Source organism: Saccharopolyspora rhizosphaerae (assembly GCF_003931915.1).
Classification (GTDB): Bacteria; Actinomycetota; Actinomycetes; order Mycobacteriales; family Pseudonocardiaceae; genus Saccharopolyspora; species Saccharopolyspora rhizosphaerae.
In genome coordinates this window covers 258,129-271,531 of the sequence record NZ_RSAA01000014.1, presented here as the reverse complement: position 1 = coordinate 271,531, position 13,403 = coordinate 258,129, and the positions used below count along the sequence as shown (strand labels likewise).

Sequence of the window (13,403 nt, the reverse complement as noted above, 5' to 3'; positions counted from 1 at the left end):
GGGAACCTCCGGTGGTAACCGGCCCGCGCCGATGCTCGGCGCGGGCCGGTTACCCTCAGACAGGTACCCAGGTACACCCTCATCGACTCTGGAGCCCGTGAACCCGTGTTCGACACACTCTCCGACCGGCTCACCTCGGTCCTGACGAACCTGCGCGGCAAGGGGCGGCTGTCCGAAGCCGACATCGACGCCACCGCGCGGGAGATCCGCATCGCCCTGCTCGAAGCGGACGTGGCGCTCCCCGTCGTGCGCGGGTTCATCAAGGGTGTCAAGGAGCGGGCCAAGGGTGCCGAGGTCTCGCAGGCGCTGAACCCGGCGCAGCAGGTCGTCAAGATCGTCAACGAGGAGCTCGTCACCATCCTCGGCGGCGAGACCCGTCGCCTGGAGCTGGCGAAGAACCCGCCGACGGTGATCATGCTCGCGGGTCTGCAGGGTTCCGGTAAGACTACGCTGGCGGGCAAGCTCGCCAAGTGGCTGTCCGGTCAGAACCACACGCCGATGCTGGTGGCCTGCGACCTGCAGCGGCCGAACGCGGTGAACCAGCTGCAGGTCGTCGGCGAGCGCGCCGGGGTCCCGGTGTACGCGCCCGAGCCGGGCAACGGCGTCGGCGACCCGGTGCAGGTCGCCCGCGACAGCATCGACGAGGCCAAGCGCGCGCAGCACGACATCGTCATCGTCGACACCGCCGGACGGCTGGGTGTCGACGAGGAGATGATGAAGCAGGCCGCCGACATCCGGGACGCGGTCACGCCGGACGAGGTCCTGTTCGTCCTCGACGCGATGATCGGTCAGGACGCGGTGAACACCGCCGAGGCCTTCCGCGACGGCGTGGGCTTCTCCGGCGTGGTGCTGACCAAGCTCGACGGTGACGCCCGCGGTGGTGCCGCGCTGTCGGTCCGCGAGGTCACCGGCCAGCCGATCATGTTCGCCTCCAGCGGCGAGAAGCTGGAGGACTTCGACGTCTTCCACCCGGACCGGATGGCCAACCGGATCCTGGGCATGGGTGACGTGCTCACCCTGATCGAGCAGGCCGAGCAGGCATTCGACCAGGAGCAGGCCGAGAAGGCCGCGGAGAAGCTGGGCACCGGCCAGCTGACCTTGGAGGACTTCCTGGAGCAGATGCAGGCGGTGCGGCGGATGGGTCCGCTGCAGAACCTGCTGGGCATGCTCCCGGGCGCGGGTCAGATGAAGGACCAGCTGGCCAACTTCGACGAGAAGCAGCTGGACCGCATCCAGGCGATCATCCGCGGCATGACCCCGGCCGAGCGGGCCGATCCCAAGATCATCAACGCCTCGCGCCGCCAGCGCATCGCGCGCGGCTCCGGTGTGACCGTCAGCGACATCAACGACCTGGTCAGCCGGTTCTTCGAGGCCCGCAAGATGATGCAGCGCATGGCGGGCCAGTTCGGCGGCTTCGGCGGCGGAGGCGGCGGTAGCAAGAACCGCAAGGGCAAGAAGGGGAAGAAGGGCAAGAAGGGCAAGGGCGGCCCGACCCCGCCGAAGGGCATGAAGGGCATGCCCGGTGGCTTGCCCGGCCTGCCTCCGGGTGGGATGCCCGGCATGGGCGGCGGTGCCGGCCCGGACCTGTCCAAGCTGGACCCGACGGCGAACCAGCTGCCGCCGGGCTTCGACCCGTCGAAGCTCAACTTCGACAAGAAGGACAAGTGACCGCGCTGCACCTGCGCGCCACGGTGCTGCCCGAGGGCGCGCAGCGGGACCTGTGGATCGTCGACGGCCGGATCTCGCTGGAACCGGTCGCCGGAGCCGAGACCGTCTTCGACGGCGGCTACGTGCTGCCCGGGCTGGTCGACGCGCACTGCCACGTCGGCATCGGCACCCAGGGCCCGGTCGAGCTCGACGAGGCCGCGAGCCAGGCCGAGACCGACCGGGACTCGGGCACCCTGCTCCTCCGCGACTGCGGCGCGCCGATCGACACCCGGCCGCTGCAGGAGCGCGACGACCTGCCGCGCATCATCCGCGCGGGCAAGCACCTGGCCCGGCCCAAGCGCTACATCCCGAAGCTGTCCGACGACCTCGAGGACGAGCGGGACCTGCCGTCCGCGGTCGCCGAGCAGGCCGCTTACGGCGACGGGTGGATCAAGCTCGTCGGTGACTGGATCGACCGTTCGGTGGGCGACCTGGCTCCCTTGTGGAGCGACGAGGTGCTGGCCGAGGCCATCGAGACCGCGCACCGGCTCGGTGCTCGCGTCACCGCTCACGTGTTCGGCGAGGACGCCCTGCCCGGCCTGGTCAAGGCGGGCATCGACTGCATCGAGCACGGCACCGGGCTGACCGACGAGACGGTCGAACTGATGGCCGCACGCGGCACCGCGCTGGTTCCGACGCTGGTCAACGTGGAGAACTTCCCGGGCTTCGCCGCCGCTGCGACGAAGTACCCGGACTACGCCTCGCACATGAACGCCCTCTACGAGCGGGCCGACGCCACCGTGGCCAAGGCCATCGAGGCGGGCATCCCGGTCTACGCGGGCACCGACGCCGGCGGCGGCATCCCGCACGGCGTGCTGGCCGACGAGGTCGCCGCGCTCAACCGGGTGGGCATGTCCACCGAGCAGGCCCTCAGCGCCGCCTCGTGGGGCGCCCGCGAGTGGCTGGGCTGGTCGGGCGTCGAGCACGGTGCTCCCGCCGACCTGGTGTGCTACGAGGCCGATCCGCGCAAGGACCTGGACGCCCTCCGCGACCCGAAGCGAATCCTCCTAGGCGGCAAGGTCTTCTGACCCTTCGAACACGCTGGGAACGGTCACCGCAATCGTTTCCACCTCGCCTGGCGAACACGGCGACCCCGTGTGCGAGCGCTTAGGGTTGAGGTGTCGAGGGGAGCGTCTTGTGGGGGAGAAGCGGGATCCGTACCTTCAGCCGATGCACCGGGTGGACGGCTCCGCCGACCTGTACCGCACGTTCTGGGAAGCGCGGCTGGAAGCGGCCCGGCGCGGCTCGCTGGCCTGGGGTTTCGCCGCGTTCTTCCTCGGCTACGGCGGTTACTACCTGGCCGTGGTGGTCCTGGGGGCCGTCAAGCCCCAGCCCGAGGGCGGGTTCGACCCGGCGCAGCCGCCCAACACCGGTCCGCTGCTGCTGCTCGCCTTCGCACCGAACATCCTGCTCGGCCTGGTGCCGGCGATCTTCTCGTGGTGGCGCGGGCATGGCCTGCGCGCCGACTTCGGCATCGTGCCCAGGAAGCGCGACTTCAAGGTCGGCCTGGTGTGCGGGCTCTGCGCGCTGTTCGGGTCCTGGATGGCGACGCTGGTCATCATCGCGCTCACCGGTCCGCCGCCGGAGACCGACCTGTCCCGGCTCATGCAGGGCGACCGGACCGTCTGGCTGTTCCTGTTCGCCCTGTTCGCCTTCCTGGGCGCCCCGCTGACCGAGGAGCTGCTCATGCGCGGCGCGCTGTGGGGTGCCATGGAGCACTACCGGATCCCGCGCGTGGCCATCCTCATCCTCACCTCGGTGATCTTCGCGCTCATCCACCAGGAGGCGTGGCGCACCCCTGTCCTGTTCGTCGGGGGACTCGCCATCGGCATGGCCCGGCTCATCACCGGGCGGGTCGCCGCGAGCATGGTCGCCCACGCCACGAACAACTTCCTGCCCGCCCTCCTGCTGTTCGCTGTGGCCGGATGAACACCCCGCCCCACCTCGTGGTGATCGTGGCACGGCCGGGTTCCGGTATAGCCTGACGGCTTCCGCCGGTGTCAGCCGACATCGTCACGCGGGTCGTCGACCCGCCGTTCGGCATTGCGGAGGGGGCACGTGCGCTCAACACAAGAACCCGGGGTGGCCGGCGAGCCCGCACCTTCCGGCCGCACCTGGGTGGCCGACCCGCCGGTGCGCACGCACCGCTGGGGGCTCGGGGCGTTCTTCCTGGCCGAAGGCGTCTTCGTGCTGACCTCGGTGGTGCTGGCCGCCGCGTTCGGCACACCGGGCGTCTGGTCGGTCGTGCTGATGCTGGTGCTGCCCACCCTGCTGGCCGGGGGCCTGGCCGTGCTCATCACCGTGCTGCGCGGCAACGGTCCGCTGCTGGACTTCGGGTTGCAGTGGCGCTGGTCGGACGTGCGGACCGGGCTGGCCATCGGCGGGGTCGGGCTGGTGACCACCACGGCCGCCACCGCGGTGTGGACCCACTTCGCCGATCCGGGGCAGACGTCCACGGTCAGCAGCCTCCTCGACGGCGTCCGGCTGCCGCCGGTGGTGGCGGTGCTGGTGTTCCTGCACGTCTGGCTGGTCGCACCGCTGTGCGAGGAACTGCTCTACCGCGGCCTGCTGTGGGGTGCGATGGAGCGGCTGCGCTGGAGCCAGCTCAACGTGTTCGTGCTGAGCACGGCGGTGTTCGCGATCGGGCACCTGGAACCCGCCCGCACCTGGCTGCTGCTGGTGATCACCATCCCGATCGGGCTGGCCAGGATGGTGACCGGCCGCCTCACCGCCAGTGTGATCGCCCACCAGGTCAACAACTTCCTGCCCGCCCTCGGGCTGCTGCTCGTGTCCCTGGGGTTGATGCCCACCTGAGCGACCCCGCAGGCCCGTTCGGGGTGCGGTCTGGCAGAATGAGTTGCTGTTCGCTGCGCGGGGTCCCTCTCACCCCTCGCTGGCGATATGACCTACGAGCTTTGCGAATCGCTGCCCCACGCGGTTTGCGCATCGCTCACCGGAGCACCAATGAGAGTCTGAGGAGCACCAGCACCCGTGGCTGTGAAGATCAAGCTCGCGCGGATCGGCAAGATCCGGGAGCCGCACTACCGCATCGTCGTCGCGGACGCCCGCACCCGTCGCAACGGCCGGGTCATCGAGACGATCGGCCAGTACCACCCGAAGGAGAACCCGAGCGGCATCGTCGTCGACTCGGAGCGGGCGCAGTACTGGCTGGGTGTCGGCGCGCAGCCGACCGAACCGGTGCAGAACATCCTGGAGATCACCGGCGACTGGCAGAAGTACAAGGGCCTGCCGGGTGCCGAGGGCAACCTCAAGGTCGCCGAGGCGAAGAAGAGCAAGCAGGAGCTGTTCGAAGAGGCTCTGGCAGCCGCCGGCGAGGAGCCGACCGTCGAGGCCACCACCCCGAAGAAGAAGGGTGGCAAGAAGTCCGACGCCAAGGCTGAGGACAAGGCCGACGAGACCAAGGCCGAGGCCGCTGACGAGCAGAAGTCCGAGGACGGTCAGGCGTGACAGTCCTCTCGGACGCGCTTGAGCACCTGGTTCGCGGCATCGTCGACAACCCCGACGATGTCCGCGTCCAGCTGCTGACGACCCGGCGTGGTCGCACCCTCGAGGTGCACGTCAACCCGGACGACCTGGGCAAGGTCATCGGCCGTGGTGGTCGCACCGCCACGGCCCTGCGCACCGTGATGACCGGCATCGGTGGTCGTGGCATCCGGGTCGACGTGGTCGACACCGACCGCTGACCAGCATGAACGAACTCCAGCCGGAGGCCCTCGCAGTGGGGCGCGTGGTGCGACCGCATGGCGTGCGGGGCGAGCTCGTCGTCGAGGTGCTCACCGACAGCCCGGAGCTGCGGTTCGTTCCCGGGTCGGTGCTCGGTCTGAAGCACCGGTCCGGTCAGGGCAAGAAGAGCGCGCAGAGCCTCACCGTGACAGCCGCCCGGCAGCACGCCGGGCGGCTTCTGGTGCGCGCTGAGGGCGTGGACGGCCGGGACGCCGCGGAGGAGCTGCGCGGAGCGCTGCTCACGGTCTCCGCCGACCAGGCCGAGTCGCCCGAGGACCCGGACGAGTTCCACGACACCGAGCTGATCGGGCTCCGCGCGGTCCTGGTCTCCGGTTCTGAGGTGGGTGTGGTGCGCGACGTGCTGCACTCCCCGGCCGGCGAACTCCTCTCGATCGCGGTCGAGGACCCGGACGCCGAGAAGGGCGAGCGCGAGGCGCTGGTGCCCTTCGTCGCGGCGATCGTCCCCGAAGTGGACGTCGACGCCGGGAAGGTCGTGCTCGACCCGCCCGAAGGCCTGCTCGAGTAGACCTGGGAGCGCGGTCGTCCTGCGGGGCTTGAACGCGCCTGCTCAGGTGCCACGCTGCAGGTAGCCGCCCAGCACGTCCCGCGGCGGCGCACGTCGCTCGGGTGCGAACGCCGCCGCTCCCACCGCAGTCACGCCCGTGGACCGGGCGTTCTCCAGACGAGGCCACCATGCGCATCGACGTCATCACGATCTTCCCCGACTACCTGAACCCGCTGCGGGAAGCGCTGCTGGGCAAGGCCATCGAGCGCGAGCGGATCTCCGTCGGTGTGCACGACCTGCGCGACTGGACCCACGACGTGCACCGCGCGGTCGACGACAGCCCCTACGGCGGGGGCCCGGGCATGGTGATGAAGCCCGACGTCTGGGGTGAGGCCCTCGACGAGGTCTGCTCCGGCCGCGACGTCACACCCCGCCTGGTCGTCCCGACCCCGGCGGGCCGCCCGTTCGACCAGAAGACCGCCGTGCGCTGGTCGAAGGACCCGTGGCTGGTCTTCGCCTGCGGTCGCTACGAGGGCATCGACCAGCGGGTCATCGACGACGCGGCCACCCGGATGCCGGTCGAAGAGGTCTCCATCGGCGATTACGTGCTGGTCGGCGGCGAGGTCGCCGCGCTGACGATGATCGAAGCCGTGGTCCGGCTGCTCCCCGGCGTGCTGGGCAACCCGCAGTCGGCGGAGCAGGACTCGTTCTCCGACGGCCTGCTGGAAGGCCCCTGCTACACGCGCCCCGAGGTGTGGCGCGACCGCCCGGTCCCGGACGTGCTGCGGTCGGGCAACCACGCCGCGATCGCCCGCTGGCGGCGCGATCAGGCCCTGGAGCGCACCTACCACCGGCGGCCGGAGCTGCTCGCAGCCCTGCCGGAAGGGGACCTGGATGCGGCTGACCGGGAGCAGCTCGATAAACTACGCGCGTCGGATGCTTCCGACGACTCCAGTGGGACCGGAGACGCGTCGCGCTGAGCTCCTGGCTGCAGGGGCCCGATCAGGCGCGATTCGCGGGTCTGGCACACTGGACAGGTTGATGCGGTCGAGCAGACCGGTTCGACATGCGCAAAGAGCAAGTTCACCCCGTGTCGGGCGGTGCCCACCTTCCAGGTCGGGTCATCGACATGTGAGAACACGGGTGCCTTCGACACGGATGAGGACGGACCACCGATGAACACCCTGGACGCGTTGGACGCCCAGTCGCTGCGTTCCGACATCCCGGCTTTCCGGCCCGGTGACACGCTGAAGGTTCACGTCCGCGTCATCGAGGGTTCGCGCGAGCGGACTCAGGTCTTCCAGGGCGCTGTCATCCGCCGCCAGGGCGATGGCATCCGGGAGACCTTCACCGTGCGCAAGGTTTCCTTCGGTGTCGGTGTGGAGCGGACCTTCCCGGTGCACACCCCGAACATCGCGAAGATCGAGGTCGTCTCTCGCGGTGATGTTCGGCGGGCGAAGCTGTACTACCTGCGCGACCGGCGCGGTAAGGCCGCGAAGATCAAGGAGAAGCGGGAGACCGCTTCGGCGTCCTGATCGACGCGAGACGAGCAGTAACGGAGGGCCCGGGTGCGATCGCACCCGGGCCCTCCCTCTTCTCCACCTTCGGGTGATCGGCGCAGGCCGACATCTCGCGGGAGGCGCCGCTGGACCGGCATGATCCGCGAAGGAGCACGTCATCGCGGCATCACCGGACGGGGTTCCCGCGCCGCCGCGCCGGGGCAGCGCGACGCCCCCGCTCGCGGTTCGAGTAGCCTGGCCGCGTGGCCGACGTCATGCGCAGCGGATCAGCGGAAGAGCCCCACGACTCGGAGCACCGGGGAGGTGCCTCCGGCGGAGCGGCTCACCAGCCCGATCAGAAGGGCAAGAAGAAGTCTTCCTTCTGGGTGGAGCTGCCCATCCTGATCGTCACCGCCCTGGTGCTCACCGTCCTCATCCAGGCGTTCCTGGCCCGGGTGTACGTGATCCCGTCGCAGTCGATGGAGCAGACCCTGCACGGCTGCACCGGCTGCAACAACGACCGGGTGCTGGTCGACAAGGTCTCCTACCGCTTCTCCGACCCCGAGCCCGGCGACGTCGTGGTCTTCCGCGGCCCTCAGGCGTGGGCGCAGAACGAGTTCACCAGCGAGGAGACCACCAACCCGGTGGCCGGCTTCTTCCAGGGCGCTGCGTCGCTGCTGGGCTTCGGTGCCCCGGACGAGAAGGACTTCGTCAAGCGGGTCATCGCCGTCGGCGGCCAGACCGTCGAGTGCTGCGACCCGCAGAACCGGGTGCTGGTCGACGGCAAGCCGCTCAACGAGCCCTACCTGTACTGGGAGCCGGGCCGCGGCGTCGGCCAGGACGAGTTCGCACCGGTCACCGTGCCTCCGGGGCACCTGTGGGTGATGGGTGACAACCGCAACGACTCCTCGGACTCCCGCGTGCAAGGCGGCGGTGGCATCAACGGTGCGGTCCCGGTCGACAACGTGATCGGCAAGGCCCAGGTCATCGTGCTCCCGCCGACCCGCTGGCAGAGCATCCCGGAGCCCAACCCGCAGTCGGCGGCGCTGGGTGCGCCGGCATGGCAGGGCGGGCTGCCGCTGGGGGTCGGGTTCGCTGCGGCGTTCCCCACCGTGTGGGTGGGTCGTAGGCTCGTCGGTGCAGTGACCAAGCAACGGCAGTCGGAGTGACCTCGAAGTGACGGTGACGGACTTCCGGCCACCTCGGTCGGTGATCCGACGCAGCAGTGGCAACTGGGCCTTGCAGAGCGCCCTGGACCGCCGGGGGTTGGGCCCGGTCGCCGGTGTCGACGAAGCCGGTCGAGGAGCCTGCGCGGGCCCTCTGGTGGTCGCGGCGTGCGTGCTCAAGCCGGGTGACGGGAAGCGGTTCGACGGCCTGACCGATTCGAAGGTCCTGAACGAGGCGGACCGGGAGCGGCTCTACGACCGCATCACCGCCCGCGCGTTGAGCTGCTCGACCGTGGTCATCCCCGCCGAGGAGGTCGATGCGCTGGGCATCCACGTGGCCAACCTGGAGGGCATGCGCCGTTCGGTCGCGCAGCTCACCGAGCACCCGGGCTACGTGCTGACCGACGGCTTCAAGGTGCAGGGTCTGGCGACGCCGAGCGTCGCGGTCGTCAAGGGTGACCTGGTGGCCGCGTGCGTGGCGGCGGCCTCGGTGCTGGCCAAGGTCACCCGGGACCGCCTGATGGCCGGTGAGCTGCACGAGCAGTTCCCGGGCTACGCCTTCGACGAGCACAAGGGCTACTGCACCCCGCTGCACACGGCGCGGCTGACCGAGCACGGCCCGTGCGTCGAGCACCGCTGGTCCTACGCCAACGTGGTGGCGGCCGCCACGCGGCACGGGATGCGCTCGCCGCGCGCTGTGACCAGCAAGCCCGGTTTGTTCGATGCCTCGACGGAGGATGTGGTGGACAATGAAGCGTTGTAGTCCGAACGGAAACGCAGAAGGGCTCGCACAGCGATGAGCGCCGAGGATCTCGAGAAGTACGAGACCGAGATGGAGCTGCAGCTCTACAAGGAGTACCGCGACATCGTCGGTCAGTTCACCTACGTCGTGGAGACCGAACGGCGCTTCTACCTGGCCAACGCGGTGGACGTGCAGGTGCGCAACTCAGACTCGGAGGTCTACTTCGAGGTGTCGATGTCCGACGCCTGGGTCTGGGACATGTACCGCCCAGCGCGGTTCGTCAAGAACGTCCGGGTGATCACGTTCAAGGACGTCAACGTCGAGGAGCTGGACAAGCCGGACCTCCGTCTCCCGGAGAACGGCCCCTTCGGGGCTTAGTCCCTGGTGAGGGCCAGGAACCTGCGGACGGGGAGAGCGCAGTTGCTCCGTGCCCACCTCTGGGTGTGCGCCGGTGCGGGGCGGGGTCGGCTCGCCACGACGTCGCTCAGAACTCGCGGCGGTGCCGGTTGAGGTCCCACGTGTGGGGCGGCGGCTCCGCCGCGTTCTTGAGGAGAAGCACTACGTGATGCCCGGGCGGCCAGATGTGGCCGCCCGGGCTTTTTCTTGCTGTGCGCAACGGGATTTGTTCGATGAAAACCCGGATACGCGAAATCCACCACACGCAGGTGTGAGTGGTGATCATCCACAGAAGACCATTCCATCCCCAATTCCTCGAACCTGTTTGGTTTTTCGCCCCTGTATGGGCACCGTGAGGTGCATCCCGTTCTCGGAGATGTGGTCGCGGAATTCTCGTCGCCCCTCCGGATCGGGATCGCCGATTCGATTCCGGGGGAGGTTCTCGTGCGCACCGGCAAGATCACCGCACCGCTGTCAGACCACCTGGCGGGCGGCCGCAGGCACGAGTTGGGCAGAGTTGCCGAGCGGATGGCCGCCGAGCTGCTGGAGCGCGCCGGGCTGGTCGTGCTCGACCGCAACTGGCGCTGCCCACGAGGTGAGCTCGACGTCGTCGCCACCGACGGGGAGCTGGTGGTGTTCTGCGAGGTCAAGGCCCGGTCGGGGGTGGACTACGGCGGCCCGCTCGGCGCCATCGGCCCGGACAAGGTCGCCCGCCTCCGCTCGGTGGCCCGCGCCTGGCTGGCCGAGCGCGACCTGGTCGGGTGCCGGGTCCGCTTCGACGTCGTCTCGGTGCTGTGGCCCCCGGGCGAGGGGGCACGCGTCGAGCACCTGCCGGGGGTGTTCTGAATGGCGCTGCGCACGACGTGGGCGGTCGCGCTGTTCGGCGTGGACGGCGTGCTGGTGGAGATCGAGGCCGACGTGCGTTCCGGCCTGCCGTCGGTGCAGCTGATCGGCCTGCCCGACAGCGCGCTGAAGGAGGCGAAGAACCGGGTCGCGGCGGCGGTCCAGAACTGCCGGGAGGAGTGGCCCGTGGACAGGGTCATCACGCTCGCGCTGTCCCCGGCAGCCCTTCCGAAAGCCGGCACGACCTACGACCTGGCGCTGGCGTGCGCGGTGCTGGCGGCCAGCGAGCAGGTGCCGGCGCACCGGCTGCGCGGCACGGTCCTGTTCGGCGAGTTGGCGTTGGACGGGCGCCTGCGTGGTGTGCGCGGGCTGCTACCGGCGTTGCTGGCCGCGCGGCGCTCGGGCGTGCGCCGCGCGGTCGTGCCGCTCGAGGGGCTGGCCGAGGCGCACCTGGTGGAGGGGGTCGAGGTCCTCGGCGCGGAGCACCTGCGGGAGGTGATCGCCTGGCTGCGCGAACTGGCCGACCTGCGCGAGGACGCGCCGACGGCGGCGGAGCCCGGACCGGAGCCGGTGCCGGACCTGTCCGACGTCCTCGGCCAGCCGGAGGCCCGCTGGGCCTTGGAGGTCGCCGCGGCAGGCGGCCACCACCTGCTCATGGTCGGGCCACCGGGGACCGGTAAGACGATGCTGGCCAAGCGGTTGTGCGGGCTGCTGCCCGAGCTGACCCGGGCGGAGTCGCTGGAGGTCACGGCGCTGCGGTCGTTGAGCGAGTCGTCGACGCGGTTCCTGGTGCGCAGGCCGCCTTTCGTGGCTCCGCACCCGTCGCTGTCGATCCCAGCGCTGATCGGTGGTGGCACCGGTGTGGCCACGCCCGGCGCGGTGAGCCGGGCCCACCGGGGCGTGCTGCTCCTGGACGAGGCTTGCGAGCTGGGGCCGAAGCGGCTGGAGGCGCTGCGCACGGCCCTGGAGGAAGGCGAGGTCCGGCTCGCGCGCCGCGACGGGACGCTGCGCTACCCGGCGCGCTTCCAACTGGTGCTGGCCACCAACCCGTGCCCGTGCGCACCTGCGCGTGAGCTGGACTGCCAGTGCCCGCCGCAGGTGCGGCGGCGCTACCTCGGCAAGCTCTCCGGTCCGCTGCTGGACCGGGTCGACCTGCGGGTGCGCACCCGGCCGATCTCGGCGATGAGCACCGGCGCGGGTGCCGAGCCGGAGAGCACCGCGGTCGTGCGCGAGCGGGTCGCGCAGGCCCGGAAGCTGGCGCGCGAGCGCTGGTCCGACCACGGGTGGCAGACCAACAGCGAGGTGCCAGGGCCGGTGCTGCGCAAGGAGTTCGCGCTGCCGGAGGAGACGACCGCGTTGCTGGAGCGCGGTTTGGAGGCGGGTGCGATCACCGCGCGCGGTGCCGACCGCTGCCTGCGGGTCGCCTGGACCTTGGCCGACCTCGACGGCAGTCCGTGGCCAGGGCCCGACCACGTCGCCGCCGCGTTGGAGTTCCGGGACAGGAGGGCGGTCTGATGGGCAGGTGGGCGTCGCTGAGCGAGAAGAGCAGGCAAGAGCTGTTGCAGGCCAGGGCCTTCCTGGCGGCCGTGGCCGAGCCACCGGCGCAGGCGCTGGCGCGCTTCGTCGCCGAGCGCGGAGCACGGGCCGCCGTGGACGCGATCCTGCGGAAGCGAGCTCCCGCGCCGGTGCTGGCGGAGGTCGAGGCGCGGCGCGGCGAGGTCTCCGGGGAGCAGCTGCTGCGCGCCGGGGACGCGGCCGGGCTCCGGCTGCTGATCCCCGAAGGCCCGGAGTGGCCGGCGGAGGCCTTCGCCGAGCTCGCCGGTGCGCGCGAGGTCGACCTGCCGGACGTGGCGGAGCCGCTGGCGCTGTGGGTGCGGGGCCGGGCCGAGCTCGCGGAGGTCGCCGAGCAGGCGGTGGGTGTCGTAGGCGCCCGTGCGGCGTCGGGGTACGGCGAGCACGTAGCGGCCGAGTTCGGGCACGACCTGGCCCAGGCGGGCTTCACCGTCGTCTCCGGCGCGGCCTACGGCATCGACGGGGCGGCGCACCGGGGTGCGCTCTCGGCGGGCGGGCGCACGGTGGCGTTCCTGGCCTGCGGTGCGGACGTGGACTACCCGGCCGGGCACAGCCGGTTGCTGCGCGCGATCGCCGACCAGGGCGTGGTGGTCAGCGAGTACCCGCCGGGAACGCCTCCGCGCAAACACCGCTTCCTGGTGCGCAACCGCCTGATCGCCGCGATGGGGCAGGCGACCGTGGTGGTGGAAGCGGGCGCGCGCAGCGGCGCGGCCAACACCGCGAACACCGCCGACCTGCTGGGGCGCCCGGTGCTGGCCGTGCCCGGCCCGGTGACCTCGCAGAACTCCGTCGGTTGCCACTCCATGGTGCGTTCCGGGCAAGCGGTGCTGGTCACCCGCGCCGCGGAGGTGGTCGAGCTGCTCAGCCCGCTGGGCGTGCACCCGGCCGAAGCGATCGCGGGCCGCTCGCGCGCCACGGACCGGCTGCACCCCGACGCGCGGCGCGTCTACGACGCGTTGACCGGGATGGTCTCGGCAGCGGACGTGGAGCTCGCTCGCGATTGCGGGTTGCCGCTGAAGCGAGTTCGCGCGGTCCTTCCGGAACTGGAACTCGACGGTTTCGCGCGACGGACGGAAGGCGGGTGGAGCCCGGTGGCGACATGAGGGGCAAGCCGCGGGAAAGCCTGGTGAAAGCGACGTGGAAGGAGCCGGTCCGGGCTCGTGGTCCGAGCGCGGATCAGCGCTGTGCGCAGCGGATTTCGTGACGGGAGGTGGTGGCACGACCTCGCA

General features: G+C 70.8%; 15 protein-coding genes. All 15 read left to right on the top strand.

Features of this window, described 5'->3' with window-relative positions:
• The first annotated feature begins 105 nt into the window (after positions 1-105).
• The 15 genes from ffh (at position 106) to dprA (ending at position 13,277) form a co-directional block, all read left to right on the top strand.
• A complete protein-coding gene (gene ffh / locus EIL87_RS14345; protein WP_125091016.1) occupies positions 106-1,668 on the top strand; it encodes a signal recognition particle protein in 1,563 nt (520 codons plus the stop codon).
• Positions 1,665-2,735 (top strand): metal-dependent hydrolase family protein, encoded by a 1,071-nt coding sequence (locus tag EIL87_RS14340; protein WP_125091015.1) that lies wholly within the window; start codon positions 1,665-1,667, stop codon positions 2,733-2,735. Before ffh ends, EIL87_RS14340 begins: the two co-directional genes overlap by 4 nt.
• Before the next feature lie 142 nt (positions 2,736-2,877).
• Positions 2,878-3,636 (top strand): CPBP family intramembrane glutamic endopeptidase, encoded by a 759-nt coding sequence (locus EIL87_RS14335; protein ID WP_125091014.1) that lies wholly within the window; start codon positions 2,878-2,880, stop codon positions 3,634-3,636.
• Positions 3,637-3,765: 129 nt separating this feature from the next.
• On the top strand, positions 3,766-4,521 hold the full coding sequence (locus tag EIL87_RS14330; RefSeq protein WP_125091013.1) for a CPBP family intramembrane glutamic endopeptidase: 756 nt from the start codon (positions 3,766-3,768) through the stop codon (positions 4,519-4,521).
• A gap of 177 nt (positions 4,522-4,698) precedes the next feature.
• Positions 4,699-5,175: a 30S ribosomal protein S16 gene (gene rpsP, locus EIL87_RS14325; protein ID WP_125091012.1), complete on the top strand. Its 477-nt coding sequence runs from the start codon at positions 4,699-4,701 to the stop codon at positions 5,173-5,175.
• The gene (locus tag EIL87_RS14320; RefSeq protein WP_093413382.1) at positions 5,172-5,411 is read left to right on the top strand and encodes an RNA-binding protein; all 240 of its coding nucleotides are present in this window, start codon (positions 5,172-5,174) and stop codon (positions 5,409-5,411) included. The genes rpsP and EIL87_RS14320 overlap by 4 nt, the downstream gene beginning before the upstream one ends.
• Positions 5,412-5,416: 5 nt before the next feature.
• Positions 5,417-5,977, top strand: coding sequence for a ribosome maturation factor RimM (rimM, locus tag EIL87_RS14315; RefSeq protein WP_125091011.1), 561 nt, complete (start codon positions 5,417-5,419; stop codon positions 5,975-5,977).
• Positions 5,978-6,144: 167 nt separating this feature from the next.
• On the top strand, positions 6,145-6,936 hold the full coding sequence (trmD, locus tag EIL87_RS14310; RefSeq protein WP_125091010.1) for a tRNA (guanosine(37)-N1)-methyltransferase TrmD: 792 nt from the start codon (positions 6,145-6,147) through the stop codon (positions 6,934-6,936).
• 195 nt (positions 6,937-7,131) lie between these two features.
• Entirely contained in the window at positions 7,132-7,491 is a 360-nt protein-coding gene (gene rplS, locus EIL87_RS14305) for a 50S ribosomal protein L19 (RefSeq protein ID WP_125091009.1), read from the top strand.
• Between the two features lie 227 nt (positions 7,492-7,718).
• Positions 7,719-8,624: a signal peptidase I gene (gene lepB / locus EIL87_RS14300; protein ID WP_125091008.1), complete on the top strand. Its 906-nt coding sequence runs from the start codon at positions 7,719-7,721 to the stop codon at positions 8,622-8,624.
• Positions 8,625-8,664: 40 nt separating this feature from the next.
• On the top strand, positions 8,665-9,384 hold the full coding sequence (locus EIL87_RS14295; protein ID WP_233576241.1) for a ribonuclease HII: 720 nt from the start codon (positions 8,665-8,667) through the stop codon (positions 9,382-9,384).
• Between the two features lie 33 nt (positions 9,385-9,417).
• Positions 9,418-9,741, top strand: a complete 324-nt coding sequence (locus tag EIL87_RS14290; protein WP_125091006.1) for a DUF2469 domain-containing protein — start codon at positions 9,418-9,420, stop codon at positions 9,739-9,741.
• Between the two features lie 462 nt (positions 9,742-10,203).
• Positions 10,204-10,605: a YraN family protein gene (locus EIL87_RS14285; RefSeq protein ID WP_267898850.1), complete on the top strand. Its 402-nt coding sequence runs from the start codon at positions 10,204-10,206 to the stop codon at positions 10,603-10,605.
• The gene (locus EIL87_RS14280; protein WP_125091005.1) at positions 10,606-12,117 is read left to right on the top strand and encodes a YifB family Mg chelatase-like AAA ATPase; all 1,512 of its coding nucleotides are present in this window, start codon (positions 10,606-10,608) and stop codon (positions 12,115-12,117) included.
• Complete coding sequence (gene dprA, locus EIL87_RS14275) at positions 12,117-13,277, top strand: DNA-processing protein DprA (protein WP_125091004.1); 1,161 nt, start codon at positions 12,117-12,119, stop codon at positions 13,275-13,277. Before EIL87_RS14280 ends, dprA begins: the two co-directional genes overlap by 1 nt.
• Positions 13,278-13,403 lie beyond the last annotated feature (126 nt).

Excerpts from the sequence above, each read along its gene's own strand:
- EIL87_RS14335 (WP_125091014.1), top strand. The coding sequence starts at position 2,878 with ATGCACCGGGTGGACGGCTCCGCCGACCTGTACCGCACGTTCTGGGAA.
- rimM (WP_125091011.1), top strand. The coding sequence starts at position 5,417 with ATGAACGAACTCCAGCCGGAGGCCCTCGCAGTGGGGCGCGTGGTGCGA.
- trmD (WP_125091010.1), top strand. The coding sequence starts at position 6,145 with ATGCGCATCGACGTCATCACGATCTTCCCCGACTACCTGAACCCGCTG.
- rplS (WP_125091009.1), top strand. The coding sequence starts at position 7,132 with ATGAACACCCTGGACGCGTTGGACGCCCAGTCGCTGCGTTCCGACATC.
- EIL87_RS14290 (WP_125091006.1), top strand. The coding sequence starts at position 9,418 with ATGAGCGCCGAGGATCTCGAGAAGTACGAGACCGAGATGGAGCTGCAG.
- EIL87_RS14280 (WP_125091005.1), top strand. The coding sequence starts at position 10,606 with ATGGCGCTGCGCACGACGTGGGCGGTCGCGCTGTTCGGCGTGGACGGC.
- dprA (WP_125091004.1), top strand. The coding sequence starts at position 12,117 with ATGGGCAGGTGGGCGTCGCTGAGCGAGAAGAGCAGGCAAGAGCTGTTG.